This is a genomic window from Pseudonocardia terrae (genome assembly GCF_021343995.1).
In the GTDB taxonomy this organism is placed as follows: domain Bacteria; phylum Actinomycetota; class Actinomycetes; order Mycobacteriales; family Pseudonocardiaceae; genus Pseudonocardia; species Pseudonocardia terrae.
On record NZ_JAJTTE010000006.1, the window covers coordinates 167,705 to 193,093 of the forward strand.

Sequence of the window (25,389 nt, forward strand, 5' to 3'; positions counted from 1 at the left end):
GGCGGGCGTGTGGATGGACCCTAAGGGCTACCAGGGCTGATCCCGGGACCTCAGCTGACCCAGCCGCGGTCGGCGGTGAACCCCACCGACATCGACGGCGGCGGGTCGAGGTCCCGCAGCCGGCGGTCCAGCTCGGCCCGCACGCCGTCGAGGTCCTCGACCGTGCGGGCCGTCGAGCCGGCGTCGACCACGAAGTCGACCTCCAGGTCGAGCCGGCCGCCGACCTTGCCGGCCCGGACGAACGACTCGGCGAAGCCGTGCTTCTCCTCGACCGCGCGGACCTCGGCCCGGATGCGGTCGAGGACCTCCGCGGGCGGCGCCATCGTGAGGATCTCGCGGCCGCTGCGCAGGATCAGCCGCGCCGGGACCGGAAGGAACGCCGCGGAGGCGAGCACGACCATGACCGGGTCGACGTAGGCGGCCGCGGCGGCCCGCCCACTCGCCTCCAGGGCCCAGGCGACGCCGAACCCGACGATCACCCCGACGCTCAGCAGCGTGTCCCCCGCCCACTCCGCCGCCTCCGCGCGCGCCAGGTCGGACCCGTGGGCGGACATCCGCCGCAGCAGGACCGTCACCACCACGCTGGCGACCGTCGACACCACGCCGTAGAGCAGGGCGGCGCGCACGGCGATCCCCGTGGGCCCCTCGATCAGCTCGAGAACCGCGCCGACCAGGGCGTAGACGCACAGCCCGGCCATCGCCGCCGCCTTGAGGACGACGGCGAGCGGCTCCCACGCCTCCCGCCCCCAGGGGTACCGCTCGTCCGCCCCGCGGCGCGCGGTGCGCAGGGCCAGGACCGCGAGCAGGGTGAGCCCGACGCTCGCGAAGGAGTAGAGGCCGTCGAACACGATCAGCCGGGAACCGGTCAGCGCGCCCCACACCAGTGCGAGCACCGCGAACCCGGCCGAGACCCAGAGCGAGATCGCCAGGACACGGTCGTCGCGGGTGGTGGGCACGGCCGAGCGTACAAACAGGATCGACCCGGCGGGAAGGGCCGACTCCGCGGGTAGCGTGGAGAACGCCCGTTTCCCGCGTACGAGGACCGCCATGCCGCCCTTCGACACCGAGGCCGCCCGCACCCGCCTGCTCGACGCCGCGGAGGAGCTGTTCTACGCCCGCGGCATCCGGTCCGTCGGCATGGACGACATCCGCACCGGCGCCGGGCTGCCGCTCAAACGGGTGTACGCGCTGTACCCGGCCAAGGAGAACCTGGTCGAGGCCTACCTGGAGCGCCGCGACGTCCGGTGGCGGGCCCGTCTGGCCGCCGCCGTCGATGCGGTGGACGAGCCGCGGGAGCGGATCCTCGCCGTGTTCGACTGGCTGGGCGCGTGGTTCCGCGAGCCCGGCTTCCGCGGCTGCGCGTGGATCAACGGGTTCGGCGAGCTCGGCAGCGTCTCCCCGGCGATGGCCCGCCTGGCGCGCGCGCACAAGCAGGCCTTCGCCGACTACCTCGACGGCCTGGTCGCCGCGGCCGGCCTGCGCGCCGACGTCGGGCCGCAGCTGCTGCTCCTCGCCGAGGGCGCGATGGTGACGGCCGGGATCTTCGGCACGGACGCCCCGGCCGTCCAGGCCCGCGCCGCCGCGGCGGCCCTGCTCCGGCCCGCCTGACCCGACACGTCGCCCGGCCGTCGACGCCGGGTGACACCCCGTGACCAGCATTGATCGGAAGGTGGGGTTTCCCTAGTCTCCGGCGAGAACGAACGTTCTCAACGTCAGGAGACGCCGTGGCCGACCGACCGCCCCTGCCCCCGTTCACCCTCGAGACCGCCCGGAAGAAGGTCCAGGCCGCCGAGGACGCCTGGAACACCCGCGACCCGGAGAAGGTGGCGTCCGCCTACAGCGAGGACTCCGTGTGGCGCAACCGCGACCGTTTCCTGCGCGGCCGCGCGGAGATCGTCGCCTTCCTCACCGAGAAGTGGGAGCGCGAGCTCGACTACGCGCTGCGCAAGGCGCTGTGGACCTTCGCCGGCAACCGCATCGCGGTGCGCTTCCAGTACGAGTGCCACGACGCCGCCGGGACCTGGTACCGCAGCTACGGCAACGAGAACTGGGAGTTCGACGAGCACGGGCTGATGGTCCGGCGCGAGGCCAGCATCAACGACCTCGTGATCGACGAGTCCGAGCGGCGGATCTTCGGCCCGCGGGGCGAGGCCGACCGCGACCTGGAGATCCCCTTGCAGTAGCGGGCCCCCATTGGGACGTGGGCTCAGCAGCCGTCGATCGCCGCGATCTCCTCGGCGACCTGGCAGGCGGAGGCGCCGTCCTGCCCGGTCCCGGTGGCGAGCCGGCGCAGGAGCTCCCGCAACGTGTCGCGCTCCGCGGGCTCGAGCGGGGCGAGGAGCCGCTCCTCGGCCTCGCGGAGCCTGCGGTCGAGGTCGCAGAGCCGCTCGCGCCCGGCGGCGGTGAGGACGATCCGGCGGGCGCGCCGGTCGGCCGGATCGGGCCGACGCTCGACGAGCCCGGCGCCCTCCAGCTCGTCGAGCAGGTAGGTCATCACCGTCCGGTCGACGCCCAGCATGCGGGCGATCGCGAGCTGGGTGCTCACCTCGCCGTCGTTCGCGGCGGCCAGCACCTGGTAGCCCCGCGGGCCGCCGGGCAGGCCGGCCACCACCTCCTGCGCCGTGTGCAGGTGTGCGCGGGTGACCCTGCCCAGCGCCCAGCCGAGGTCGGCGTCGACGCGCTGCGGAGTGGTCACGACCACGATCGTACCGGCCACGGGTCGCTCTGTTGACAAGATAGTCTGTGAGGCAGAACATCTTGCCGACCGCACTTCCCTGGAGGATCCCGTGACCCTGTTCCGCCTCGACAGCAGCATCCGCACCGAGGGCTCGGTGAGCCGCGAGGTCGCCGACACCCTCGAGCGCGCCTACCTCGACCAGCACCCCGGCGGCACGGTCGTGCGTCGCGACCTGGTCGCCGACCCGATCCCGCTCGACGCCTGGCCCACCGCCGCGCTCGCCGGGTTCACCCCCGAGGACCAGCGCACCGACGCCCAGCGGGCCGCGCTCGGCCTCGCCGCACGGCTGGCCGACGAGGTCCTGGCGGCCGACGCGCTCGTCCTCGCCACGCCGCTCTACAACTTCGGGGTGTCCCAGCACCTCAAGGGCTGGATCGACCTGCTCATCACCGACCCGCGCTTCGCCCCCGGCACCTCGCCGCTCGCCGGGCGGCCGGTCGCCCTCGTCGTCGCGCGCGGCGGTGGCTACGGCGCGGGCACGCCCCGCGAGGGCTGGGACCACGCCACCGGCTGGATCGTCCGGATCCTGGCCGACGTCTGGGGCGCCGACGTCACGCTCATCGAGGCCGAGCTGACCCTGGCCGACGTCCAGCCCGCGATGGCCGACCTCCGCCCGCTCGCCGCGCAGGTCCGGGCGCAGGCGCACGAGCAGGCCGAGACCGTCGGCAAGGACTTCGGCAGGACCGCCGCCTGACCGTTCCGTCCCCCGTGGAAACCTGACGCCCGTGGTGCGGGTGGAGCGGGTCCACAAGCGGTACCGGAACGGGCCACCGGTGCTCGCGGGGGTCGATCTCGCCCTCACGCCCGGCGCCCCGGCGGTGCTCGCCGGTGGCAACGGGTCCGGCAAGTCCACGCTGCTGCGGATCGTGGCCGGGTGCGCGCTGCCCACGGTGGGCCGGGTGACCGGGCGGCCCCCGGTCGTCGGGTACCTGCCGGACCGCTTCCCGGCCCAGCTGCGGCTGCCGGCCGACGCCTACCTGCGCCACCTCGCGCGGATCCGTGGCACGCCTCCGGACCCGGGCCTGCTCGAGCGGTTCGGCTTCACCGGGCCGCGCCGCGAGCCGATGGCCCGGCTGTCCAAGGGCAACGCGCAGAAGGTCGGGCTGGCGCAGGCACTGGGCGCCGGCGTGGGCCTGGTCGTGCTCGACGAGCCGTGGGCCGGCCTCGACGTGGCGGCCGCGGACACCCTCGCCGACCTGCTCGACGAGGTCGCGGCGGAGGCGACCGTGCTGGTCACCGACCACACGGGCCGCGCGGCGCGGCTCCCGGGCGCGCGGCACCTGCGGTTGCGCGACGGACGGGTCGAGGACGCGCCCGCACCGGCCGCGGCGGAGCCGACAGTCGCGATCGTGCTGCGCTGCCCTGAGCCCGAGCAGGTACGGCACCGGCTCGGGGTGCCCGGCCTCGTCGACGGCGGGAGGCTGCACCTGCGCGCCGCCCCCACCGAGTCCGATCCGCTGCTGTTCGCGGCGTTGAGGCTGGGGTGCTCGGTCGAGTCGGTGGGGCCGGCGTGACCGCGGTCGCCGTGGCCCGCTACCTGCTGGCCGACGCCGTGCGCTCGCAGCGCGTGGTGCTCCCGGTCGTACTGCAGGTGGCGGTGCTCGCCGTGCTGTTCGGCGGCGACCCCGGCCGGCTGCCGGCGCCGTGGGGCGCGTCGGTGCTCACGCTCTACCCGGTCGCGGCGTGGCTCGCGCTCACGATCGCCCACACCGAGGACCCCGTGCAGCGCGACGTCACGGTCGCGGCGGCGGGCGGGGTCGGCCCGGTCGCCGCCGGGACGCTGCTGGTCGCGCTGGCCGGCGACCTCGGGCTGGCCGTGCTGAGCGTGCTGTGGCCGGTGGTCGTCACGCCCTATCCCGCGTCGCCGTCGATCATCCTGACCGGACTGCTGGCGCACCTCGCGGCCGGGGCGACCGGCACGGCGGTCGGGCTCCTGTGCGCGCGGCCGTGGATCCGGCGGGTGGGGCGGTCCCTGCTGGTCGGCGCGGTCGTCGTGATCGCGACGGCGGTGCAGCCCTGGCTGCCGCCCGTCGGCAGCACGGTGCAGGCGCTCGCCGACGGGGCGGGCCCCGGCGCCGTCGTCCTCCCTGCCGCCCTGGCGCTCCTGCTCGCGGTACTGGTCACCTGGGCGAGCTCCGTGCGTGCCCGCCGCGACTGAGGGCCCGCTCCAACTCCGCTCCAGCCGCGCGTTCCCCGTGGGACGGCCGTCGGTGCGGCCATTGGAGTCCGTTTACAGGCGCACGGGCGAGCCTGGGCGTGCCTGGTCACCGTAGCGCCGCGAGACCCGGGACCGAGCACGACACCGGAACCCCGAGCACGGAGGAGAACCCGCGTGCACGCCTTCTACAAGGACGCCCAGTTCCAGTTCGCCGTCGAGAACCTGCTCGGTGACGCCTTCCACGGTGCCACCGACGTCGGCGAGGTGCTGTCCACGATCGACCGTATCCCTAACGGCGACGCCGCGGCCTGGGTTACGCAGCGGACCGCCACCGCGGACCGGGTCGTCGAGCAGGCCCGCGCCGCGGAGGCAGCCGGACACGCCCGCTCCGCCGCGGGCCGCTACCTGCGGGCCGCGAGCTACTACGCCGAGGCCGCGAACATGGCGGACGATCCCTTCGCCCAGGTGGGCATCAGCCGGATCAGCTGTCCGCTGTTGATCACCGACCCCGAGAACGAGCAGTTCTGGCCCGGCCAGTCGGCGCGCATGGCCGGGGGGATGACAGGCGACGTCACCCTCATGCCGTTCACCGCGGCCGAGGGCGCCGACGGGCACTGCGAACCCCTCGCCGAGGGCCTGCGCGGCGAGCGGATCCTCGACTGGCTCGACGAACGCGTCCCCGCGTGACCGGGCAGCTTCCCTCCTCCGCCCGCCGGCACGCCTGGATCGGCGTGCTCGTGGTGGGCGCCGCGCTGTTCCTCGCGGTGGAGCGGACCATGGTCACCACCGGCAACCCGAACTTCGTGCCCTCGTCGATCCTGCTGGGCGCGGCGATCGTGCCGGCGGCGTTCCTGAGCTTCGTCTACGGCCGCCGGCTGCCCTACGACGTCCCGGCCCCGGTCGTCGCGACCGCGGCGTTCCTCGGTGGGGTGATCGGCACCGTCGTGGCGGGCACGCTGGAGTTCGACGCCCAGCGCGACCTGGGCTTCCTGCCGATGGTCGGGGTCGGGCTGATCGAGGAGACCAGCAAGCTGCTGATCCCCCTCGCCGTGCTGCTGTTCCTCCGCCGCTACCGCACGGCGGCCGACGGACTGCTCGTCGGTGTGGCCGCGGGCGCGGGCTTCGCCGCCCTGGAGACGATGGGCTACGCCTTCGTGACCCTGCTCCAGTCCAAGGGCAGCATCATCGCGACGATCGACGTGCTGCTGCTGCGCGGGATCATGAGCCCGGCCGGGCACATGGCCTGGACCGGCATCGCGGCGGCGGCCCTGTTCGCCGCGGCGCAGGCCGGCTGGAGCGGGCGCGCGATCGGCCGCTTCGTCCTGGCCTTCGTCCTGGCCGTCGTGCTGCACACGCTGTGGGACAGCCAGTCCTCGCTGATCGGGACGGCGATCGTGGCGCTCGTCAGCCTGTGCGCGCTCGGCTGGACCGTGCACCGCATCGCCCACGGGGCGGGCCTGCGCGGCCGTCACGGACGGGCCGTCCACACCCACGAGCCGGGCCGGCGTTCGTGAGACGGTAGGGGTGGCAGGCTGGGCGGTATGCCACGGGTGGCCACCGGGGAGTCCGTGCTCTCCCGCGCGGTGCGGATCTTCGAGGCGTTCGGGGCGGCGCAGCCGGACCTGACCGTCACGGAGATCGCGCGGCGGACGGGGCTGCACGTCGCCACGGCGTCCCGGCTGGTCGCCGAGCTCGTCGAACACGGCCTGCTCGCCCGGGCGGCCGACGGCCGGGTCCGGATCGGGGTGCGGATGTGGGAGCTGGCCCAGCGGGCCTCCCCCACCCTGTCGCTGCGCGAGGCCGCCATGCCGTTCCTCGAGGACCTGCACGCCGTCGTCGGGCACCACGTGCAGGTGGGGGTCCTCGACGGCGACGAGGTGCTGTTCCTCGAGCGGCTGTCCGCCCCCGGTGCGGTGATCAACTACACCCGGATCGCCGGGCGGCTACCGCTGCACGCGTCGTCGTCGGGGCTGGTGCTGACTGCGTTCGGGCCGCGCGAGCTGCAGGAACGACTGCTCGCCGGACCGCGGGAGCGCTTCACCGCCGCGACGCTCACCGACGCGAGCCGGCTGCGGACGGTCCTCGCCGAGATCCGGCGCGACGGGCACGTGATCACGCCCGGGCACATCCACCCCGACGCGACCGGCACCGCCGTGCCCGTGCGCGACGCCGGCGGCGAGGTCGTGGCGGCACTGTCGGCGATCGTCCCCAACGACGGCCAGGCGTTCACGGTCGTCACCGTGCTGAAGGCCGCCGCCCGGGGCATCGAACGGGCGCTGGGTCCCGACCAGCGGGACCGCAGAAGTTCTCTCAATCATTGAGAACGGCCTTCTGTGCGCCACGGCGGAATCCGCATCCTCGGTCCACCCGATCCCGCCGCCCGGAGGACCTCCCCTGTGATCACCGCCGATCGCCCGTCCCTCGCCCCCGAACCGCCCGGCACGAGTACCGCCGCGGCCGCCACGGTCCGGGTCGCCGCCAAGCGCGTCGAGGCCGAGGGCGTGGTGTCCCTGGAGCTCGTGGCCCCCGACGGCGCGCGGCTGCCGGACTGGACCCCGGGCGCCCACGTCGACCTGGTCCTGCCGGACGGGACGACCCGCCAGTACTCGCTCTGCGGCGACCGGTGGGACGCCGACCGCTACCGCATCGGCGTGCTGCGCGAGCCCGCCGGACGCGGCGGCTCCGCGTATGTGCACGACCACCTGGCCGTCGGCGACCGGGTCGGCCTCGGCGGCCCGCGCAACAACTTCCCGCTCGTCCCGGCCCAGCGCTACCTGTTCGTGGGCGGCGGCATCGGGATCACGCCGCTGCTGCCGATGATCCGCCAGGCCGCGCTGCTCGGCGTGGACTGGGCGCTGCTGTACGGCGGCCGCACCCGGGCGTCGATGGCGTTCGTCGACGAGCTGGCCGAGCACGGTGAGCGGGTACGGGTCGTGCCGCAGGACGAGCACGGCCTGCTGGACCTCCGCGGCTTCCTCGGCGATCCCGACCCCGGCACGCGGGTCTACGCCTGCGGCCCGGCGCCGATGCTCGCCGCCCTGGCCGAGGCCACCGCCGCCTGGCCCGCCCACACCGTCCGGACCGAGCGGTTCGTGGCCCGCGAGCTGGGCGCGCCCGCCCGGGACACCCCGTTCGAGGTCGAGCTGGCCCGCACCGGCCGAACTGTCACCGTGCCGCCCGGTCGCTCGATGCTCGCCGCGATCACCGAGGCGGGGGTCGAGGTCCTCTCCTCGTGCCGCCAGGGCACCTGCGGCACCTGCGAGACCGGGCTGCTGGCCGGCGAGCCCGACCACCGCGACTCGATCCTCGACGACGACGAGCGCGCCGCCGGCGACTGCCTCTTCCCCTGCGTCTCCCAGGCCCGCAGCGACCGCCTCGTGCTCGACCTCTGACCTCGGTTCCGACCCCGGCCCCGACGCCACCCCCACACCAGGAGACCGCCGTGACGCTCACCGCCGAGCCCGCCCACGACCTCCCCACCAGCGACGTCGACCCCTTCTGCCCGGAGGTCCTCGAGGACCCGCTGCCCTTCCACGCGGCGCTGCGCGCGGCCGGGCCGGTCGTCCACCTCCGCCGGTACGACGTGTACGCGTTCGCCCGCTACGAGCAGGTGCACGCCGCGCTCGTCGACTGGCAGGGCTTCCAGTCCGCCGCCGGCGTCGGGCTGTCGAACTTCCGGCACGAGAAGCCGTGGCGGCCGCCGAGCCTGCTGCTGGAGGCCGACCCGCCCCGGCACGACGCGCCGCGCCGGGTGCTGCAGAAGATCCTCGGCCCGCGGGCGCTGCGGAAGCTCCGCGACGCCTGGGCCGCCGACGCCGACCGGCTCGTCGACGAGGTCCTCGCGGCGCAGGGGCCAGAGTTCGACGCCGTCGCGCACCTCACCGAGGCCTTCCCGCTGCGGGTGTTCCCCGACGCCGTCGGGCTCGGGCGGGAGGGCCGGGAGAACCTGCTGCCCTACGGCGACCACGCGTTCAACGCGTTCGGCCCGGCCAACGCCCTGGTGGAGAAGGGCGCGCCGCGGGTGGCGGAGCTGTCCGCGTGGACCGCCGCGCAGTGCGCGCGCGAGGCGCTCGCGCCCGAGGGTTTCGGCGCGGACATCTGGGCCGCCTCCGACCGCGGTGACATCACGCCCGAGCAGGCGCCGCTGGTCGTCCGGTCCCTGCTCACGGCGGGGGTGGACACGACCGTGCACGGCCTCTCGGCAGTGCTCCACGCCGTCGCGACCCACCCGGAGCAGTGGCGCCGCCTGCGGGAGGACCCCGGCCTGGCCCGTGTCGCGTTCGACGAGGCGGTGCGCCTCGAGTCGCCGGTCCAGACCTTCTTCCGGACCGCGACCCGAGACGTGGCGATCGGCGGGCACGTGATCCCGGACGGCCACAAGATCCTCATGTTTCTGGGCGCCGCCAACCGTGACCCGGCCCGCTGGGGGCCCGACGCCGACGCGTTCGACCTGGGCCGTGACCCGTCCGGGCACGTGGGGTTCGGGATGGGCATCCACCAGTGCGTCGGGCAGCACGTGGCCCGGCTCGAGGCAGAGGCCCTGATCACCGCCCTGGCCCGGCGGGTGGCGACGATCGAGCTCGCCGGGGCGCCGCGGCGCCACCTCAACAACACCCTGCGCGCCTGGGAGACGCTGCCCCTGCGGCTGCGGCCGGCCTGAGCGCAGGCGGGTCGAGGGGCCGCGGCGTGGTCAGCCCTCGTCCGCCGGGAGCACGCCCACGGCGAAGGCCAGGAGCATCGCGGCCGTGTCCGCCGGGTCCTCGTCGGGATGGGTGAAGCACCGCAGGAACAGCAGGAAGGTCAGCTGCTCGGCCAGGTCGGCGGGGTCCCGCTGGTGCCCGAGCTCGCCGGCCCGCTGCGCGGCGTCGAGCAGGACGGCGATCCGCTCGGGCACGGGCGTCATCACGCGCGGGTCCTCCGGGTCCAGGGGTGACGGGCCGCGGCCGACCCGCGCGGTGTACTCCTGGACCGCGCCGGCGAAGGCCGCGGTGAGCGCCCGGTACCGGCGGGCGACCCGGCTGATCCGCCGCAGGTGGGCGGCGAGATCCTCGGTGCGGGCCCCCGGCAGGGGCGGCCCGTCCGCGGTGGGCCGCTCCTCCGGCTCGGCGTCGAGCCCCTCCTGCCAGGCGACGGCGTAGGCGGCCCCGATCAGCGCGTGCTTGCCGGAGAAGTGGTTGTAGGCGGTGGCGACGCTCACCCCCGCGACCCGGGCGACGTCCTCCACACGCGTCTCCGCCCAGCCCTGGTCGGCGAACACGCTGCGGGCCGCGGCGATCAGCGCGGTGCGGGTGCGGGCCCGGCGGGCCAGGGCCGTACGCCGACGCGAGTCCGCACGAGCCGGCGAGTCGCCGGCCCGGGCCCGGGCGCCCTCGCCCCGTCCGTCCGGACGTTCGCTCGTCGCCATCCGTGTGCCCTTCCGCTCCCCGCAGGGAGACGCTCCGGGAACGGGGTACCCGCGTTACATCACCGGTGACACCTGTCACTCGTTGCGGCGTCGAAACTCCGCACGGTGGGCCTCGCGCCCGGGCGCGGCGTCCGCGGCGTGTCCCATGATCGGCGGTCGAGTGCGGCAGCGGCCGATCGAGCGGCCGCAGGTGCACCGTAATAGCGATCATGAGACGCAATCCGTGTCGTGATCGGCGCTGTCGTGCGGGGGAGGCCTGTCCGAGCGCGGCCGGATCGCCGAGCCGCTCCCGCAGCTCCGCCGCCTCGGTGCCCGCCCGGACCGCGCCGTGCCGGTCGTTGCCGTGGAGCTGCGTCGCCAGCGGGAGCCGACGCGAGGCCGGTCAGAGGGCCGTCGCGGCGGGGTCGTCGGGGAGCAACGAGTACATGACGACGTCGATCCGCCGCCCCTGCACCACGAGCCGGCGCCGCAGCGTGCCCTCCGCGGTGAAGCCGGCCACCTCGGCGACCCGCCGCGATCCGAGGTTGGTGGGGTCCACCATCAGCTCCAGCCGGGCGACCCCGACCTCGCGCAGGCACCAGCGGGCGAGGGTGCGCAGGGCGTCGCGCGCCAGCCCGCGGCCACGCGCGGCGGCGGCGACCCAGTAGCCGATCTCCGCCGTCCCGCCGCGGACCCCGTGCGCGCCGATGCTGCCCACCGGCGAACCGGTCGCCGTGTCGACGATCGCGAACACCGCGTCGCCCTGCTGCCACGCCTGCGGGGCGAACGTCGTGACGTAGCCGACGGCGTCGTCGTACGAGTACGGCGACGGCACCGTCGTCCAGCGCTGGATCTCGGCGTCCTGGCACGCCGCGAACACGGCGTCGGCGTCGTCCGGGGTCCACGGCCGCAGCCGGACCTGCGCCCCGGTCAGCACCGGCTGCGTCCCCCGCACTGCTCCCCGGACCGTCGCCACACCGGCAGTGTGCCGGGGCCCGGGCCCGCCGGACACGGCCGACCGGCCCTCTTACGGGAGCTCGGTCCGCGACTTCGCGTCGAGCAGGGTGTGGAGGACGGCGTCGCGGCGGGCGGCCAGCTCGGCCGAGTCGGTGCCGGCGAGCTCGGCGTCGACCCCGGCGACGAGCGTCGCGACCAGCTCCGGGGTGAGCGTGACCTGCCCGAGGTCGCGCCACCACTTCTCGGTCGGCGGGCCGAGGTGCTCGAGGACGTGGGCGATCCCGCCCGGCCCGCCGGACAGGTGCTGGTTCGCGAACGGCCCGAGCACCGCCCACCGCAGCCCCGGGCCCTGCGAGATCGCGGTGTCGATGTCGGCCACGGTCGCGACCCCGCGTTCGACCAGCGAGTACGCCTCCTGCCAGAGCGCCGCCTGCAACCGGTTGGCCACGTGCCCGGGCAGCTCCCGGCGCAGCCGGATCGGCTTCTTCCCCACGGCGGTGTAGAAGGCCAGCGCCCGTTCCACCGTCTCCTCGGCGGTCCGCTCCCCCGGCACCACCTCGACCAGCGGGATCACGTGCGGCGGGTTGAACGGGTGCCCGATCACCACCCGCTCGGGGTGCGCCGGGCAGCCCCGGGCGATGGCCGACGGCAGGAGCCCCGACGAGCTCGACGCCAGCACCACGTCCGGCCGCGCGGCCTCGTCGAGCACCGCGAACAGCTCGTGCTTGACGTCCTCGCGCTCCGGCCCGTTCTCCTGCACGAAGTCGGCGTCGCTCACGGCCTCGGCCGGGTCGGCGGTGAACGTCAGCCGCTCCGGGATCGCCCCGTCGACCCGGCTCAGGGTCGGCCACAGGGCCGCCACCTCGGCCCGCAGCCGCTCCTCGGCGCCGGGCGACGGGTCGGTCGCGACGACGTCGAGGCCGCGGGCCAGGAAGTGCGCCGCCCAGCTGATCCCGATCACCCCGGTGCCGACGACCGCCACCCGGTCCACCCCCGCGGCGCTCACGTCCGGCCCCGGGCGAGGGCGACGAACGGGTCCAGCGAGGTCGGGTCGGCCAGCACGTCGCGGCTCGCCACGTCGTCGAGCGCGGCGCCGAGGAGAATCTTCTTCGCCGGAAGCTCCAGCTTCTTGCCCGTGCGGTTCTTCGGCACCACCGGCACCGCCTCGATCCGGTCGGGGATGTGCCGCGGCGACAGCTCGGTGCGCAGCGCGGTGGAGATCCGCCGGCGCAGGGCGTCGTCGAGCGCGGTGCCCTCGCGGAGCTGGACGTAGAGCTGCAGCTCCCCGTTGCCGCCTGCCGGGTCCTCGAGGTGCACGACCACGCTGTCGACGACCTCGGGCAGCTCCTCGACGACCCGGTAGAACTCGGCGGTGCCCAGCCGTACGCCGCCGCGGTTCAGCGTGGCGTCGGAGCGTCCGGCGATCACCGCGCCGCCCCACGCCGAGAAGCGCACCCAGTCCCCGTGCCGCCACACGCCCGGGTACCGGTCGAAGTAGGTGTCGCGGTAGCGGGTGCCGTCGGCGTCGCCCCACAAGCCCACCGGCATCGACGGCATCGGCGTGGTGATCACCAGCTCGCCGAGCTCGCCGACCACCGGCTCGCCCTGCTCGTCGAACGCCTGCGCGTCCACGCCGAGGCAGGGCCCGGAGATCTCGCCGACCCACACCGGCTGCAGCGGACTGCCCTGCACGATGCCGGAGCAGACGTCCGTGCCGCCGCTGCCGACGTTGAGCAGCACACCCGGCCCGAACTCGTCGGCGACCCAGCGGTAGCCCTCGGGCGGCAGCGGGCTGCCGGCGGCGCCGATCTGGCGCACGGCCGACAGGTCGAACTCCCGCGCGGGCCGCACGCCCTCGGCCCGGCAGGCCATCAGGTACCCGGGGCTCGCACCCATCAGCGTGGCCCCGGTCTCTGCCGCGAGCCGCCACTGCCAGCGCAGGTCCGGGTGCAGCGGGTTGCCGTCGATCATCACGATCGACGCCCGCACCAGCAGCCCGGAGACCAGCGCGTTCCACATCATCCAGGCGGTCGTCGAGAACCACAGGATCCGGTCGCCGGCCTGCAGGTCCCAGCTCAGCCCGTGGTTCTTCAGGTGCTCCAGCAGGATCCCGCCGTGGGAGTGCACGATCGCCTTCGGCTTGCCGGTGGTCCCCGAGGAGAACAGCACGCAGAGGGGATGCGCGAAGGGCACGGGGTCGAACGCGAGGTCACCGGACTCGGCCAGGAGCTCGTCCCAGGAGAGCGCGTCGGGCAGCTCGTCCGGACCGTAGGCGACGTGCACGACGTGCTCGACGGTCGGCAGCCCGGCCCGGATCTCCGCCACCTGCGCGCGCCGGTCGATCGCCTTGTCGCCGTAGCCGTACCCCGACACCGCGAGCAGCACGGTGGGCTCGATCTGCCCGAACCGGTCGATCACGCTGCGGGCACCGAACTCGGGGGCGCAGCTCGCCCACACCGCGCCGAGGCTCGCCGTGGCGAGGAACGCGACGAGGGTCTCCGGGATGTTCGGCAGGTAGGCGACCACGCGGTCGCCCCGGCCGACGCCGAGCCGCTCCAGCCCGGCCCGGCAGCGCGCGACCTGCGCCCGCAGCCCGCCCCAGGTCAGCTCCTGCCGGTCCCGGGTCTGCGAGTACGCGAGGACGGCGACCTCGGCGTCGTCGGCCCCGGTGTCGAGCAGGCCGACGGCGTGCTCGGCGTAGTTCAGGGTCGCGGCCGGGAACCACTCCGCCCCGGGCATCTCCCGGCGGCCGAGCACCCGCTCCGGCGGGGTCGCGAACCGGACGCCGAAGTACGCGGCGATCGCGGACCAGAACGCCTCCGGGTCGTCGACCGACCAGCGGTGCAGGCTCGCGTAGTCCTCGAACGTCAGGCCGCGCTCGCGCTCCAGCCGGCCCAGGAACCGGCCGATCTCGGTGGTCTCCCGGACGTCGTCGGCCACCGGGCGGAGGAGCTCCGGAGCGTTCGTCTCGATCGCGGTCATCGGCGGACCCGCCCCCCGCGGCCGGCCAGGAACGCGCGCATCCGGTCCTGCGCCTGCTCGCTGCTGCCCGCCAGCGCGGCCATCATCGACTCCATCAGGTAGCCCTCGGCCGGGTTCGCCTCGGCGATCCGCGGCAGCGCCTGCAGCACCGCGAAGTTCGTGACCGGCGAGTTCGCCGCGATCCTCCGCGCCAGCTCGAGGGCCTTGGCCAGCCCCTCCCCGGGGCCGACGAGGTAGTGCGACAGCCCCAGCGCCTGGCCCTCCTCGGCGTCGAGCACCCGGCCGGTGAGCATCATGTCCGCCATCCGGTGCGCCCCGACGAGCCGCGGCACCCGCACGGACCCGCCGCCGCCGACGAACAGCCCGTGCTGCCCCTCCGGCAGGGCGTAGAACGCGCTGGCCTCGGCGACCCGCAGGTGCGTGGCCGACGCCAGCTCCAGCCCGCCGCCGATCACCGCGCCCTTGAGGACCGCGACGACCGGCAGCCGCCCACGCTCCATCCGCTCGAACGCGCGGTGCCACATCATCGAGTGCTCGAGGCCCTCGAAGGCGTCGCGCTCGGTCAGCTCGGACAGGTCGAGCCCGGCACAGAAGTGGTCGCCCTCGGCGTCGAGCACCACGGCCTTGACGCCGGCGGGCGGGGCGCTGAAGAAGGTCTCGACGCCGAGCACGGTCGGGTCGTCGAGCGCGTTCCGCTTGGCGGCCCGGGTCAGCCGCAGCACGGCGACGTCGTCGTGCCGCTCGACCTGCAACGACGTGGGCAGCAGGGCCTCGACCCCCTGGCCCGCCGGTGGCCCCGGCTGCGGTGCGGCGCTGGTCATGACGCTCCCTCCGGCCGCGGCCCCGCCGCGACCCGTTCGATCGGATGCTCGTCCGCCGCGCGTCGGCGCAGGTCCACCCGGCGGATCTTGCCGGTGGCGTTGCGCGGCAGCTCCGCGACGAACTCGACGTATTTCGGCACCTTGTACCGGGCCAGCCCGGACCCGAGATGGGCGCGCAGCGCGGCCTCGGTCAGGTCCGACCCCTCACGCACCTGCACGTAGGCGACGCCGACCTCGCCCCACCGCGGGTCGGCGACCCCGACGACGGCGCACTCGGCCACCGCGTCGAGCTGCACCGCGACGGCCTCCACCTCGGCGGGGTACACGTTCTCCCCGCCGGAGATGTACATGTCCTTGACCCGGTCGACGACCGTCGCCCAGCCGTCGTCGTCGAACCGCAGCACGTCCCCGGTGCGGAACCACTGGCCGTCGACCAGGCTGTTCGCGGTCTCCGCGGGCAGGTTCCAGTAGCCGGCGAACACGTGCGGCCCCCGCACCACCAGCTCCGCAGGCTCGCCGCCGGGGACCTCGGGGCGCCCGTCGCGCAGCTGGGCGACGTCGGTGAAGAAGTGCGGCACGCCGACCGCGGTCGGGTGCGCGGTGGTGCCGTCGTGCGTGCTCATGGAGACACCCGGCGAGGCCTCGGTCATGCCGTAGCCCTGGATCAGGCGCACGCCGCGGTCGAGCCACTCCCGCGCCACGCGCTCCTGCACCGGTGAGCCGCCGTACTGCACGAGGGTGAGCGAGCTCAGGTCGGCGTCCGCCCACCCCGGGTGCTCGCACATCATCTGCAGCATCGTCGGCACCGCCGAGAAGCCGGTGATCCGCCCTTCCGAGATCCGCTCCAGGACCACCCCGGGATCGGCCTTCGGCAGCACCTCCACGCTGCCGCCCTTGAACAGCGTGGGCAGTGTGACCTGGCCGAGCCCGACGCAGTGGAACAGCGGGGCGATGCACAGGGCCCGGTCGGTGCTCAGCACGTCGACGTGGGCGAGGAAGTTGACGGTGTTCCAGGTCAGGTTGCCGTGGCTGAGCACCGCGCCCTTCGGCCGGCCGGTCGTCCCCGAGGTGTAGAGGATCAACGCCGGGTCGTCCAGGGAGACCGCCGGTTCGGCCTCGACCTCCGGTCCGGCGGCGATCTCGGCCTCGTAGTCGAGGCGGTCGCCACCCCCGTGGACCGCGACGACGTGGCGCAGCGCGGCCGGGCGGGCGCCCAGCGCCGGGTCGACCACGCCGGCGACGAGTGCGTCCGTGTCGGCGCTGTGCACCAGGACCGACGCCCCGGAGTCGTCCAGCATGAACCGGATCTCGGGCCCGGACAGGCGGTGGTTGAGCGGGACGGCGATCGCCCCGAGCAGCCAGGTCGCGAAGAACGTCTCGAAGACCTCGACGGCGTTCACCCCGACGTAGGCGACCCGGTCCCCCGGGCCCACACCGAGCCGGCGCAGGGCCCCCGCATAGCGGGACACGCGGTCCGCGAGCTCGGCGTAGGTGAGCGAGCGCCGCGGATCGCTCAGCGCCACGCCGTCCGGGGAGATCCGGGCCCGCCGCGCGGGCCAGGTCCCCAGGCCCGCGTTGGGGCCGGCGACGAGTGTCGGGTTCATGAGTCCACCACCGTTGGTGCGGCCGGGTCGGTCGAAACCAGGAGCCCAGTGGGTCTCAGGCTCCTTGATACGGCATTGATAGCAAGGAGCTTGATACTGCGTCAAGCCGTCGCGTCACCGTGCCGACTCAGCTCGTCCGGCGGGACGGTCAACGACTCCAGGCACCGCTCCAGCGCGTCGCCGAAGGCCACCGCCTCCTCGGGGGTGAGCAGGGAGAGCATCCGCTCCTCGACGTCGTCGACCGCCCGGTGGCACTCCTTCAGCACCTGCACCCCGTGCCCGGTCAGCCAGGCGCGCAGGATCCGCCGGTTCCCGTCGTCGGGGCGGCGCTCGATCAGCCGGTCGCGCTCCATCGTCGCGATCAGCTGGTGCATCGCCTGCGGCGTGACGACGTGCCGGCGCGCGAGCTGGGCCGACGACAGGCCTTCTCGGGCCTCGAGGATGCTCAGCGCGGTGTACTGGTGCAACGTCACCCCGAGCGGGCGCAGCACCTCCTCCATCCGCGCGCGCTCCGCCATCTCGAGCCGTTTCACCAGGTAGGTCAGGCGCTGGCCGCGCCGGCCGGCCGGACGGGCCGCTGACTGGGTCATGCCGGGAGGGTATTCCGAAACCTGAGACCGGTCAGCCGTTGACGCGGGGTATCAAGTTCCTTACCATCGGCCGCCGTCGACGCCCGGATCCCGGGCCGGTCACCAGCAGACAGGGCATCGCAATGACGCACCCGCACCCGGACCGACACCCCAGTCGGCGCGGCCAGCTCCGCCGCGCCGTGCTGTCGAGCTACCTCGGCAGCGTGATCGAGTACTACGACTTCCTGCTCTACGCCACGGCCTCGGCCGTCGTGTTCGACAAGGTCTTCTTCGCGAACCTCGACCCGCTGGTCGGAACGGTCGCCAGCTTCGGGACCCTCGCCACCGGGTACTTCGCCCGACCGCTCGGCGGCGTCCTGTTCGGACACTTCGGCGACCGGGTCGGCCGCAAGCGGATGCTCGTGCTGAGCATGACGATGATGGGGCTCGGTAGTGCCCTCATCGGCCTGCTGCCCACCTCGGCACAGATCGGTGCCTGGGCACCGGTCCTGCTCGTGGTGCTGCGCGTGGTGCAGGGCGTCGCGGTCGGCGGCGAATGGGGCGGCGCGGTGCTGATGTCCGCCGAGCACGCCACCTCGCGGCGCGGGCTGTGGGCGAGCTTCACCAACGCGGGCGCACCGAGCGGCATGGTGCTGTCCACACTGGTCCTGGCCGTGTCGGCCGGCGCGACCGGCGAGCAGGCCTTCCTCGCCTGGGGCTGGCGGATCCCGTTCCTGCTCAGCCTCGTGCTGCTCGCCGTCGGCCTGTTCGTCCGGGCGCGGGTCACCGAGACCCCGGTGTTCGCCGAGGCCGCCCGGAGCACGCCCGCGGCCCCGCCGCTGCTCGACGTGCTGCGCAACCACCCGCGCAACCTGCTCCTGTCGATCGGCGTCGGGTTCGGCGCCTTCATCGCGCAGGGCACGTTGACGACCTTCGTCATCTCCTACGCCGTGCAGGCCGGCTTCCCGCGGCAGACCGTCCTCAACGCGCTCACCGTGTCCTCGGTCGCGGCGATCGCCGGGATCATCGGGTTCTCCGCGCTGTCGGACCGGTTCGGGCGCCGCCCGCTGGTCCTCGCCGGCGCGGCCGCCATGGCGGTCTGGGCGTTCCTGCTGTTCCCGCTGATCGACAGCGGCTCGACCTTCCTGCTCGCGGTCGCCGTCGTCGTCGGTCAGGGCGTGGTGCACGCGTGCATGTACGGCCCGCTCGCCGCGCTCTACACCGAGCTGTTCTCCACCCGGTCCCGCTACACCGGTGCCTCGCTCGGCTACCAGATCGCCGGCATCGGCGCGGGCGTCTCGCCCGTCGTGTTCGCCTCGGTCCTCGCCGGGGGCGGCGGCACGACCACGGTCTCGATCATCATCGCGGCCGGGTGCGTGCTGACGATCGCGTGCATCCTCGCCCTCCGCGAGACCGCCACGCTCGATCTGGCCGGTTCGACGGAGACCTCGTCGACGCCTGCCGCGCGGGCCTGACGATCACGACGCGGGCGGTGTCCGGCGGCCGCGGCCGCGGGGCACCGCCCGACGTCGTCGGGTGCGGACCGGCCGGTCAGGCCGGCTGCTCCGCGGCCCGCTCCTCCCGCCACTGGTCGACCAGCGACCGCTTGAACCGGTTGTTGGACGGGACCTCGATCCCCTTGTCCTCCGCCCACTGCCGCAGCTGCTCGCGCTCCTCGGCCGTCAGCCCGGTGCTCGTGCTGACCTGGCCCCCGGCCCGCTTCGCCGGGCGGAGGTCCGGGATCGACGCATCGACCCGGCCCGCATCGATGTACGGCTGCAGCAGCGACAGCAGCTTGCGGTACTCCGGCCCCGCCAGGTCGATCTGCACCCGCATCTGGTCGATGTTGAGCTCGTGCGACTCGACGTCGTGCTCCGAGCCCGTGAGATCGCAGTACCGGATCTCCCTGATGCCCATCGATCAGCCCGCCTCGCTCGCGTTCCCGGTGCGCGCCGGGCGCCGCCTCCCGGACGAGCCGCCGGCCTCCTTGGCGGCCTCCTTCGCGGCCTCCTTGGCCGCCTTGCGCAAGGAGGCGAGCGTCTGGCCCGCGAGCGCCTTCGAGGCCACCGAGTCGCCGATCTGGCGCGGCGTCATGCGGCCGCGACCGGTCTCGGCGAGGTACACCTGCCCGTCCGGACCGGTCCGGTACTCCAGGTTGGAGGCGACGCGGTGGAACCGGGTCCGACCCCGCTGGCGCACGCCCTCCCACCTCTCCACCTTGACGGCGAGCAGGCAGCACGTGCAGGTCAGGCGGCGGACGAACAATCCCTCGTCGTCCACCTCGGTGAAATGGATCCCGGCCTGCCGGATCGTCGGGAACAGGTGCCGGCCACGTTCCCGGCACGCCAGCACCTCGTCGGAGACGCGGTCGACGTAGAGGTCGACGTCCTCGTCCGACGCCCGGACGATGCCCGTCTCCTCGAACTGCTCACCCTGGATCGACTTCGGCAGATCGGCGTCGCCGTCGGCCACCTGGCACCCCTTTCGCTGTGTTCAAGGACAGTGTCGCGGTCCATCACGGTCCGCGGAACCAGCAGATCACATCATCACCGCGGATCGGGCGCCCGTTCGGGCCCAACGATCCGCGCCCATCGGTGGTTCCGCCACCCCCACCGCCACCATCACAGTGCCCGCGCTCACACCGGCCACGGCGTCCGGGACCGGCGCCTCGACCGCAACGTTCTCCTTGTCCGCTGCAACATCGTGCCCATATGCTGCACGCGTGGGTGTCACCGATCACAGCCGAACGGCCGTGCGGTCGGACCCTCGTGAGGCGGTGCGACTGGCCCGCCGGGCGTTCATGGCCGGTGAACGCCTCGATGCGCAGCGGATCGCCGCCCGGCTCGGCGTGGACCGCACGACGTTGTTCCGCTGGGTCGGCAACCGCGACCAGTTGCTCGTCGCGGTGCTGACCTCGCTCGCCGACCCCACCTTGCGCGAGGCGGCGGCCGCCGCGCCCGGCTCCGGACCGGAGCGCATCGGCCGGATCCTGCGCGACTTCTCCCAGGCCCTGATCGACGCGCCGTACTACCGCTCCTTCCTGCAGCGCGAGACCGAGCGCGCCCTCCGGCTGATCACGACGAAGGCCAGCCCGCTGCAACAGCACGTCGTCGGCGCGGTCGAGCGGTTGCTGGCCGAGGAGTGCAGCCGAGGGCACCTGCGCACGTCGATGCCGCTCGGCGACCTGGCCTACCTGGTGGTGCGGATCGCCGAATCGTTCATCTACGCCGACCTGCTCACCGGCGACCCGCCGGACGCCGCCAAGGTCGAGGTCGCCGTCACCGCGCTGCTGCACGGCGCGGCGCGTGTCCCCACCGTCCCGACACCCTGACCCCCTGACCCCGCACGATCCGCACTCGACGAGGAGAGCACCGATCATGGCCGAGCTCCAGGGCACCTGCGAGGACCGCTTCGACCCGCTCCGCAGGCAGCTGCAGGACCACCTCGACAGCGGCGAGGAACTGGGCGCGTCGCTGGTCGTGGACCTCGACGGCGACCGGGTCGTCGACCTCTGGGGCGGCTACCGCGACCAGGCGCGCACCACGGCCTGGGACGAGCACACGATCGTCAACGTCTGGTCGACGACCAAGACCGTGACCGCGCTGGCCGCGCTGATGCTGGTCGACCGCGGGCAGCTCGACGTGCACGCGCCGGTCGGGCGGTACTGGCCGGACTTCGCGGCGGCCGGCAAGGAGCGCGTCGAGGTCCGCCACCTGCTCTCCCACACCTCGGGGGTGTCCGGGCTCGACCAGCCGGCAGCGGTCGAGGACATGTACGACGCGGAGCGGGCCGCGGCCCGGATGGCGGCGCAGGCTCCGTGGTGGGAACCCGGTACGGCATCGGGCTACCACGCACTCAACTACGGACATCTGATCGGCGAGCTGATCCGGCGCGTCGACGGCCGCACCCTGACCGAGTTCGTCGCGCAGGAGATCGCCGGCCCGCTCGACGCCGACTTCACCATCGGCGCGCCGGAGAAGGCGTGGGGCCGGATCGCCGACGTCGTCCCGCCGCCGCCCCTCCCCGTGGACCTGTCGACCGCCGACCCCACCAGCCCTGCGGTGCGGACGCTGACCGGCCCGACGGTCGCGGCGGAGACCGCGAACACCGAGGCCTGGCGCCGGGCCGAGATCGGCGGCGCGAACGGCCACGGCAACGCCCGCTCCGTCGCCCGGATCCTGTCCGTGGTCGCCCGCGGCGGCGAGGTCGACGGCCTCCGGCTGCTCTCCCCCGCGACCATCGACCTGATCTTCGACGAGCAGGCGAACGGCGTGGACGTGGTCCTCGGCGTGCCGCTGCGGTTCGGCATCGGCTACGGCCTGCCACAGCGGGACACGCTGCCCTACATCCCCGACGAGCGGATCTGCTTCTGGGGCGGCTGGGGCGGGTCGATGATCGTGATGGACCTCGGCCGGAGGCTGACGGTCTCCTACATGATGAACCGCATGGCGCCGGGCATCATCGGCTCGGAGCGCAGCGCCGGGTACCTGCGCGAGATCTACCGCGTGCTGGGGGCGGCGTGACCATCCACAGCCCGTACCCCGCGGTCGAGATCCCCGAGGTCTCGCTGCCCGAGTTCCTCTTCGGCGCCGGCTTCGGCGACCGGGCCGACGCCGAGGCGTTCATCGACGGCGCGACCGGCTCGTCCGTCACCTTCGACGAGCTCGACGGCATGGTCCTGCGCATCGCGGCGGCCCTGCACGAGCGCGGGCTGCGCAAGGGCGACGTCGTGGCGCTGTTCGCGCCGAACTCGCCGGCCTGGGTGGCGATGTTCCAGGGCATCCTGCGCGCCAACGGCGTCGTGACCAGCGCGAACTCGCTCTACTCCCCCGCCGAGCTCGCCCACCAGCTGGCGGACTCCGGCGCGACGATGCTGGTCACCGTCTCCCCGTTCCTGGACCGGGCGACCGCGGCGGCCGCGCAGGCCGGGCTGCCCGACGACGCCGTCGTCACCCTCGACCGGGCCGACGGCCGCACGTCGTTGGTCGATCTCCTGGCCGGCACGGCGGACCCGCCGGACCTCCGGGTCGGACCCGCCGACACGGCGGTGCTCCCCTACTCGTCCGGCACGACGGGGCTCGCGAAGGGCGTGGTCCTCACCCACCGCAACCTCGTGGCGAACCTGCTGCAGTTCACGCCGCTGGGGACCACGGACGAGACCACCCGGATCCTCGCCGTCCTGCCGTTCTTCCACATCTACGGCATGACGGTGATGATGAACCACGGCCTGCACCGGCGGGCCACGGTCGTCACGATGCCGCGCTTCGAGATGACGGAGTTCCTGCGGGTCGTCGCGCGGTACCGGCTGAACCGGCTCTACATCGCCCCGCCGATCGCCGTCGGGCTGGCCAAACACCCGCTGGTCGACGAGCACGATCTGTCCTGCGTGGACGTGATCTTCTCCGGCGCCGCCCCGCTCGACGCCGAGCTCGGGCACGCGGTCGCCCGCCGGCTCGGGTGCGTGGTCCTGCAGGGCTACGGGATGACCGAGCTCTCCCCGGTCAGCCACTCCATGGACGAGCGGCGGCCCGACGACGACCTGAACGGCGTCGGCTACGCGATCCCGAACGTCGAGAGCAAGCTCGTCGACCCGGAGACCGGGCGCGAGGTCGGGCCCGGCGAGCGCGGCGAGCTGTGGGTACGCGGCCCGAACGTGAGTCCGGCTACCTGAACAACCCGGAAGCGACCGCCGCCACGCTCGACGCCGACGGCTTCCTCCACACCGGCGACGTCGCGACGGTCGACGAGACCGGCTTCTTCCGGATCGTCGACCGGGTCAAGGAGCTGATCAAGTACAAGGGCTACCAGGTGCCGCCGGCCGAGCTCGAGGCCGTGCTGCTGACCCACGAGGCGATCGCCGACGCCGCCGTGATCGGGGTGCTCGACGCGGAGGGCGAGGAGGTGCCGAAGGCCTTCGTCGTGGCCCAGGACGGGGCGGCGCTGACCGCCGAGGACGTGATGGCCTACGTCGCGGAACGGCTCGCCCCGTACAAGAAGGTCCGCGTGGTCGAGTTCCTCGACGCGATCCCGAAGTCCGCCTCGGGGAAGATCCTCCGCAAGGACCTCCGGGCGCGCGAGCAGGCGGCGGCGTTCGGCGGCTGAGAAGCGGGTGCTCAGCGGGCGGCGGCGGGCGGTGATCGGTCCGGCGCCGGCGTGCGGGGACCGACGGGGTGCCGGAGGCTCGGACCATGCCTCCGGACCGCACCGCCGACGGGCGCTGGATCGTGGTCCGCGGCCGGCGCTGGCGGGGCGCGGACCCGGAGCTCCCGGAGGAGGTCCGGGCCGCGCTGCAGCACCACCTCGGGAAGGCGCGGGCGGCGGTGCGCACCGCCCGCGCGGCCGACGACGCCGCCGCGGTCCGCGAGGCGCGCCGCCGCGTCGACCTGGCGAAACAGGGCCTCGGCGAGCGCGGCGAGCCGTGGTGGGAGCAGGACGCGGCCGCACGCGAGCGACGCTGGACCGAGGCACTGGAGGCGCTGGAGGGGTCCGCGGACCGGCTACCGTGATCGGGTGACGCGCAGGAGGAACGGGTGGGGCGAGGTCCTGGACCCCTGGCGGCAGCTCGCCGAGATCGCGTGGTCGGCGCCGCAGGTCGTCGCCCACCGCACGGCCCGCATGGCCACGGGCGGCTGGCCGCCGAGCGCGCGGGACCGCCGGGAGTACCGGCGGATGGTTGCGGAGAAGGGCACCGCATTCACCCGCGCCGCCGTCGACTCGGCCTGGGCCGTCCCCCGGGCCGCGAGCCTGGTACTGACCGCGGGCCTCTCGCCGGTGCACCGCACGGTCACCGCCAACCGGCGCCGGCTCTCGCGCTGACCCGCCGCGCTGACCCGCCGCGCTCGCTGTCCTGCCGCGCTGTCCTGCCGCGCTGTCCTGCCGGGTCGACCGGCCGCGGGCGTCAGCGCGCGGGTGAGTCCGTGGTCCCGCTCGGGAACTCCTCGACGCCGAGCACCCGGAGGAGCTCCAGCCGCTCGCGAGTGTCGGCGTCAACCGGGGTGAGCACCAGCAGCTGCTGTCCCAGGTCGGGGGTGAAGAGGGCCACCCCCCGGGAACGACCACTCCGGAGCGACCACGATGGAGAACGCGATGCGGACACGGACGCTGGGCCGCACGGGACCGGCCGTCTCCGCCCTGGGCCTGGGCGCGATGAGCATGTCGGGCGCCTACGGCCCGGCCGACCGCACGGAGAGCATCGCCACCGTGCACGCCGCGCTCGACGCCGGCGTCACGCTGATCGACACCGGTGACTTCTACGCCATGGGGCACAACGAGCTGTTGCTGGGCCAGGCGCTGCGTGGCCGCGACCGGGACGACTACGTGCTCTCCGTGAAGTTCGGGGGCCTGGCGGGGCCGGGCCTTCCGCCGCTGAAGCAGGACTGCCGGCCCGCGGCGGTGAAGAACTCTGCAGATCGAGTACTCGCTGATCTCGCGCGCCGTGGAGGACGAGATCCTCCCGACCCTGCGGGAGCCGGGCATCGGCCTCACGGCCTACGGCGTCCTCGCCCGCGGCCTCATCTCGGGCCACTTCACCGCCGACCGGATCGGACGGCCCGGCGACTCCCGCGCCCGTAGCCAGCAGTTCTCCGCCGAGAACCTGGAGCACAACCTCGCTCTGGTGCAGCCCCTGGCGCCGGGTCGCCGACGCCAGGGGCTGCACGCCCGCGCAGTTGGCGATCGCCTGGGTCGCGGCGCAGGGCGAGACCGTCGTGCCGCTGGTCGGCGCCCGCACCCGCGAGCGGCTGGCCGAGGCACTGCCCGCAGCGGACCTGACCCTGGCCTCGGAGGACCCCGCCGAGATCGAGAAGGCGGTCCCGGCGGGGTCGGCACGCGGCGACCGCTATCCCTCGGCGTTCATGTCCAGCCTCGGCGTGGGGAACTGAACGCTTTTGCGGACTGTCGCTGGCGGGGCCGTGGATGCGGAGGTTGTTGTCTCCGGACCGGGTGGGCCGACCAGGCAGCAGCCCATGGTGTCCGGGGTGAACCACCGCTCCGACCGCATTGCCCGGCGTCGCCGCTGTGGAAACAGCAGCGGTCCCGGGAGTCCGGAGCACGAGGAGTTTCGCGTGCAGGAGCGAGCCTCACACGGGTTGGGCGACGAGTGGCTGCCCGCCGAGGGTGTGCGGGAGGTCCCAGGTCCGTGGCCGACTTCGTGGTCGTTGCTCGGGGTCGATCCAGACC

At 74.2% G+C, this 25,389-nt stretch carries 29 protein-coding genes and 2 pseudogenes; 19 read left to right on the top strand and 12 right to left on the bottom strand.

Going from position 1 to position 25,389, the window contains the following annotated elements; translation table 11 throughout:
* Positions 1 to 50: 50 nt before the first annotated feature.
* Entirely contained in the window at positions 51 to 1,049 is a 999-nt protein-coding gene (locus LWC33_RS06195) for a cation diffusion facilitator family transporter (RefSeq protein WP_233303251.1), read from the bottom strand.
* Between LWC33_RS06195 and LWC33_RS06200 the strand changes: the two genes are divergently transcribed.
* Both LWC33_RS06200 and LWC33_RS06205 read left to right on the top strand, forming a co-directional pair.
* Positions 1,048 to 1,608 carry a TetR/AcrR family transcriptional regulator gene (locus LWC33_RS06200; RefSeq protein ID WP_233303252.1) on the top strand — a complete coding sequence of 187 codons (561 nt, stop codon included), beginning with the start codon at positions 1,048 to 1,050 and terminating at the stop codon, positions 1,606 to 1,608. The genes LWC33_RS06195 and LWC33_RS06200 overlap by 2 nt on opposite strands.
* Before the next feature lie 116 nt (positions 1,609 to 1,724).
* Entirely contained in the window at positions 1,725 to 2,183 is a 459-nt protein-coding gene (locus tag LWC33_RS06205) for a nuclear transport factor 2 family protein (protein WP_233303253.1), read from the top strand.
* Between the two features lie 23 nt (positions 2,184 to 2,206).
* Here the strand turns inward: LWC33_RS06205 and LWC33_RS06210 are convergent, their stop codons facing one another.
* Positions 2,207 to 2,695, bottom strand: coding sequence for a MarR family winged helix-turn-helix transcriptional regulator (locus LWC33_RS06210; RefSeq protein ID WP_233303254.1), 489 nt, complete (start codon positions 2,693 to 2,695; stop codon positions 2,207 to 2,209).
* A gap of 91 nt (positions 2,696 to 2,786) precedes the next feature.
* Here LWC33_RS06210 and LWC33_RS06215 point away from each other — a divergent pair, with 91 nt between their 5' ends.
* The 8 genes from LWC33_RS06215 to LWC33_RS06250 all read left to right on the top strand — a co-directional run bounded on the left by LWC33_RS06215 (position 2,787) and on the right by LWC33_RS06250 (position 9,555).
* Positions 2,787 to 3,431, top strand: coding sequence for an FMN-dependent NADH-azoreductase (locus LWC33_RS06215; protein WP_233303255.1), 645 nt, complete (start codon positions 2,787 to 2,789; stop codon positions 3,429 to 3,431).
* A 31-nt stretch (positions 3,432 to 3,462) separates the two neighbouring features.
* Entirely contained in the window at positions 3,463 to 4,251 is a 789-nt protein-coding gene (locus LWC33_RS06220) for an ABC transporter ATP-binding protein (RefSeq protein ID WP_233303256.1), read from the top strand.
* Entirely contained in the window at positions 4,248 to 4,895 is a 648-nt protein-coding gene (locus LWC33_RS06225) for a hypothetical protein (RefSeq protein WP_233303257.1), read from the top strand. Before LWC33_RS06220 ends, LWC33_RS06225 begins: the two co-directional genes overlap by 4 nt.
* Positions 4,896 to 5,069: 174 nt before the next feature.
* Positions 5,070 to 5,582, top strand: a complete 513-nt coding sequence (locus LWC33_RS06230) for a hypothetical protein (protein WP_233303258.1) — start codon at positions 5,070 to 5,072, stop codon at positions 5,580 to 5,582.
* Positions 5,579 to 6,409 (top strand): PrsW family intramembrane metalloprotease, encoded by an 831-nt coding sequence (locus tag LWC33_RS06235; RefSeq protein ID WP_233303259.1) that lies wholly within the window; start codon positions 5,579 to 5,581, stop codon positions 6,407 to 6,409. The genes LWC33_RS06230 and LWC33_RS06235 overlap by 4 nt, the downstream gene beginning before the upstream one ends.
* A 27-nt stretch (positions 6,410 to 6,436) precedes the next feature.
* Positions 6,437 to 7,216 carry an IclR family transcriptional regulator gene (locus LWC33_RS06240; RefSeq protein WP_233303260.1) on the top strand — a complete coding sequence of 260 codons (780 nt, stop codon included), beginning with the start codon at positions 6,437 to 6,439 and terminating at the stop codon, positions 7,214 to 7,216.
* 75 nt (positions 7,217 to 7,291) lie between these two features.
* Positions 7,292 to 8,287: a PDR/VanB family oxidoreductase gene (locus LWC33_RS06245; RefSeq protein ID WP_443719697.1), complete on the top strand. Its 996-nt coding sequence runs from the start codon at positions 7,292 to 7,294 to the stop codon at positions 8,285 to 8,287.
* Between the two features lie 50 nt (positions 8,288 to 8,337).
* On the top strand, positions 8,338 to 9,555 hold the full coding sequence (locus LWC33_RS06250; RefSeq protein WP_233303261.1) for a cytochrome P450: 1,218 nt from the start codon (positions 8,338 to 8,340) through the stop codon (positions 9,553 to 9,555).
* Positions 9,556 to 9,585: 30 nt separating this feature from the next.
* Here the strand turns inward: LWC33_RS06250 and LWC33_RS06255 are convergent, their stop codons facing one another.
* From LWC33_RS06255 to LWC33_RS06285, 7 genes are all read right to left on the bottom strand, one after another.
* Positions 9,586 to 10,299, bottom strand: coding sequence for a TetR/AcrR family transcriptional regulator (locus LWC33_RS06255; protein ID WP_233303262.1), 714 nt, complete (start codon positions 10,297 to 10,299; stop codon positions 9,586 to 9,588).
* Between the two features lie 382 nt (positions 10,300 to 10,681).
* On the bottom strand, positions 10,682 to 11,254 hold the full coding sequence (locus tag LWC33_RS06260; RefSeq protein ID WP_233303263.1) for a GNAT family N-acetyltransferase: 573 nt from the start codon (positions 11,252 to 11,254) through the stop codon (positions 10,682 to 10,684).
* A gap of 51 nt (positions 11,255 to 11,305) precedes the next feature.
* Entirely contained in the window at positions 11,306 to 12,241 is a 936-nt protein-coding gene (locus LWC33_RS35825) for a 3-hydroxyacyl-CoA dehydrogenase NAD-binding domain-containing protein (protein WP_233303264.1), read from the bottom strand.
* A complete protein-coding gene (locus LWC33_RS06270; protein ID WP_233303265.1) occupies positions 12,238 to 14,217 on the bottom strand; it encodes an acetoacetate--CoA ligase in 1,980 nt (659 codons plus the stop codon). The genes LWC33_RS35825 and LWC33_RS06270 overlap by 4 nt, the downstream gene beginning before the upstream one ends.
* Complete coding sequence (locus tag LWC33_RS06275; RefSeq protein ID WP_233303266.1) at positions 14,214 to 15,038, bottom strand: crotonase/enoyl-CoA hydratase family protein; 825 nt, start codon at positions 15,036 to 15,038, stop codon at positions 14,214 to 14,216. The genes LWC33_RS06270 and LWC33_RS06275 overlap by 4 nt, the downstream gene beginning before the upstream one ends.
* Positions 15,035 to 16,642, bottom strand: coding sequence for an acyl-CoA synthetase (locus LWC33_RS06280; protein ID WP_233303267.1), 1,608 nt, complete (start codon positions 16,640 to 16,642; stop codon positions 15,035 to 15,037). Before LWC33_RS06280 ends, LWC33_RS06275 begins: the two co-directional genes overlap by 4 nt.
* Before the next feature lie 101 nt (positions 16,643 to 16,743).
* Positions 16,744 to 17,232, bottom strand: coding sequence for a MarR family winged helix-turn-helix transcriptional regulator (locus LWC33_RS06285; protein WP_233303268.1), 489 nt, complete (start codon positions 17,230 to 17,232; stop codon positions 16,744 to 16,746).
* A 122-nt stretch (positions 17,233 to 17,354) separates the two neighbouring features.
* On the opposite strand from LWC33_RS06285, the gene LWC33_RS06290 reads away from it, so the two are divergent.
* The gene (locus LWC33_RS06290) at positions 17,355 to 18,686 is read left to right on the top strand and encodes an MFS transporter (protein WP_233303269.1); all 1,332 of its coding nucleotides are present in this window, start codon (positions 17,355 to 17,357) and stop codon (positions 18,684 to 18,686) included.
* Positions 18,687 to 18,762: 76 nt separating this feature from the next.
* Here the strand turns inward: LWC33_RS06290 and LWC33_RS06295 are convergent, their stop codons facing one another.
* Together LWC33_RS06295 and LWC33_RS06300 are read right to left on the bottom strand one after the other, a co-directional pair.
* A complete protein-coding gene (locus LWC33_RS06295) occupies positions 18,763 to 19,128 on the bottom strand; it encodes an Lsr2 dimerization domain-containing protein (RefSeq protein ID WP_233303270.1) in 366 nt (121 codons plus the stop codon).
* Positions 19,129 to 19,131: 3 nt separating this feature from the next.
* Entirely contained in the window at positions 19,132 to 19,683 is a 552-nt protein-coding gene (locus LWC33_RS06300) for a hypothetical protein (protein ID WP_233303271.1), read from the bottom strand.
* A gap of 250 nt (positions 19,684 to 19,933) precedes the next feature.
* Between LWC33_RS06300 and LWC33_RS06305 the strand changes: the two genes are divergently transcribed.
* The 6 genes from LWC33_RS06305 (at position 19,934) to LWC33_RS06325 (ending at position 24,027) form a co-directional block, all read left to right on the top strand.
* Positions 19,934 to 20,542, top strand: a complete 609-nt coding sequence (locus tag LWC33_RS06305; RefSeq protein ID WP_233303272.1) for a QsdR family transcriptional regulator — start codon at positions 19,934 to 19,936, stop codon at positions 20,540 to 20,542.
* 46 nt (positions 20,543 to 20,588) lie between these two features.
* A complete protein-coding gene (locus LWC33_RS06310; RefSeq protein ID WP_233303273.1) occupies positions 20,589 to 21,734 on the top strand; it encodes a serine hydrolase domain-containing protein in 1,146 nt (381 codons plus the stop codon).
* Positions 21,731 to 22,882, top strand: a complete 1,152-nt coding sequence (locus LWC33_RS06315) for an AMP-binding protein (RefSeq protein ID WP_372476556.1) — start codon at positions 21,731 to 21,733, stop codon at positions 22,880 to 22,882. The genes LWC33_RS06310 and LWC33_RS06315 overlap by 4 nt, the downstream gene beginning before the upstream one ends.
* Positions 22,846 to 23,313 carry an AMP-binding enzyme gene (locus LWC33_RS36445; RefSeq protein WP_372476557.1) on the top strand — a complete coding sequence of 156 codons (468 nt, stop codon included), beginning with the start codon at positions 22,846 to 22,848 and terminating at the stop codon, positions 23,311 to 23,313. The genes LWC33_RS06315 and LWC33_RS36445 overlap by 37 nt, the downstream gene beginning before the upstream one ends.
* A gap of 86 nt (positions 23,314 to 23,399) precedes the next feature.
* Positions 23,400 to 23,717 carry a hypothetical protein gene (locus LWC33_RS06320; RefSeq protein ID WP_233303274.1) on the top strand — a complete coding sequence of 106 codons (318 nt, stop codon included), beginning with the start codon at positions 23,400 to 23,402 and terminating at the stop codon, positions 23,715 to 23,717.
* Between the two features lie 4 nt (positions 23,718 to 23,721).
* Positions 23,722 to 24,027, top strand: a complete 306-nt coding sequence (locus LWC33_RS06325) for a hypothetical protein (RefSeq protein WP_233303275.1) — start codon at positions 23,722 to 23,724, stop codon at positions 24,025 to 24,027.
* An 82-nt stretch (positions 24,028 to 24,109) separates the two neighbouring features.
* On the opposite strand, the gene LWC33_RS06330 is transcribed toward LWC33_RS06325, so the two are convergent.
* Positions 24,110 to 24,253 (bottom strand): hypothetical protein, encoded by a 144-nt coding sequence (locus LWC33_RS06330; protein ID WP_233303276.1) that lies wholly within the window; start codon positions 24,251 to 24,253, stop codon positions 24,110 to 24,112.
* Between the two features lie 110 nt (positions 24,254 to 24,363).
* Between LWC33_RS06330 and LWC33_RS36450 the strand changes: the two are divergent.
* Positions 24,364 to 24,553 (top strand): annotated as a pseudogene (locus LWC33_RS36450) (aldo/keto reductase); the annotation flags it as partial.
* Positions 24,554 to 24,646: 93 nt separating this feature from the next.
* Positions 24,647 to 25,091 (top strand): annotated as a pseudogene (locus LWC33_RS36455) (aldo/keto reductase).
* The last annotated feature ends 298 nt before the right edge of the window (positions 25,092 to 25,389 follow it).

Excerpts from the sequence above, each read along its gene's own strand:
- LWC33_RS06295 (WP_233303270.1), bottom strand. The coding sequence starts at position 19,128 with ATGGGCATCAGGGAGATCCGGTACTGCGATCTCACGGGCTCGGAGCAC.
- LWC33_RS06290 (WP_233303269.1), top strand. The coding sequence starts at position 17,355 with ATGACGCACCCGCACCCGGACCGACACCCCAGTCGGCGCGGCCAGCTC.
- LWC33_RS06310 (WP_233303273.1), top strand. The coding sequence starts at position 20,589 with ATGGCCGAGCTCCAGGGCACCTGCGAGGACCGCTTCGACCCGCTCCGC.
- LWC33_RS06285 (WP_233303268.1), bottom strand. The coding sequence starts at position 17,232 with ATGACCCAGTCAGCGGCCCGTCCGGCCGGCCGGCGCGGCCAGCGCCTG.
- LWC33_RS06255 (WP_233303262.1), bottom strand. The coding sequence starts at position 10,299 with ATGGCGACGAGCGAACGTCCGGACGGACGGGGCGAGGGCGCCCGGGCC.
- LWC33_RS06280 (WP_233303267.1), bottom strand. The coding sequence starts at position 16,642 with ATGAACCCGACACTCGTCGCCGGCCCCAACGCGGGCCTGGGGACCTGG.
- LWC33_RS06240 (WP_233303260.1), top strand. The coding sequence starts at position 6,437 with ATGCCACGGGTGGCCACCGGGGAGTCCGTGCTCTCCCGCGCGGTGCGG.
- LWC33_RS06275 (WP_233303266.1), bottom strand. The coding sequence starts at position 15,038 with ATGACCAGCGCCGCACCGCAGCCGGGGCCACCGGCGGGCCAGGGGGTC.
- LWC33_RS06320 (WP_233303274.1), top strand. The coding sequence starts at position 23,400 with ATGCCTCCGGACCGCACCGCCGACGGGCGCTGGATCGTGGTCCGCGGC.
- LWC33_RS06200 (WP_233303252.1), top strand. The coding sequence starts at position 1,048 with ATGCCGCCCTTCGACACCGAGGCCGCCCGCACCCGCCTGCTCGACGCC.
- LWC33_RS06195 (WP_233303251.1), bottom strand. The coding sequence starts at position 1,049 with ATGGCGGTCCTCGTACGCGGGAAACGGGCGTTCTCCACGCTACCCGCG.
- LWC33_RS06270 (WP_233303265.1), bottom strand. The coding sequence starts at position 14,217 with ATGACCGCGATCGAGACGAACGCTCCGGAGCTCCTCCGCCCGGTGGCC.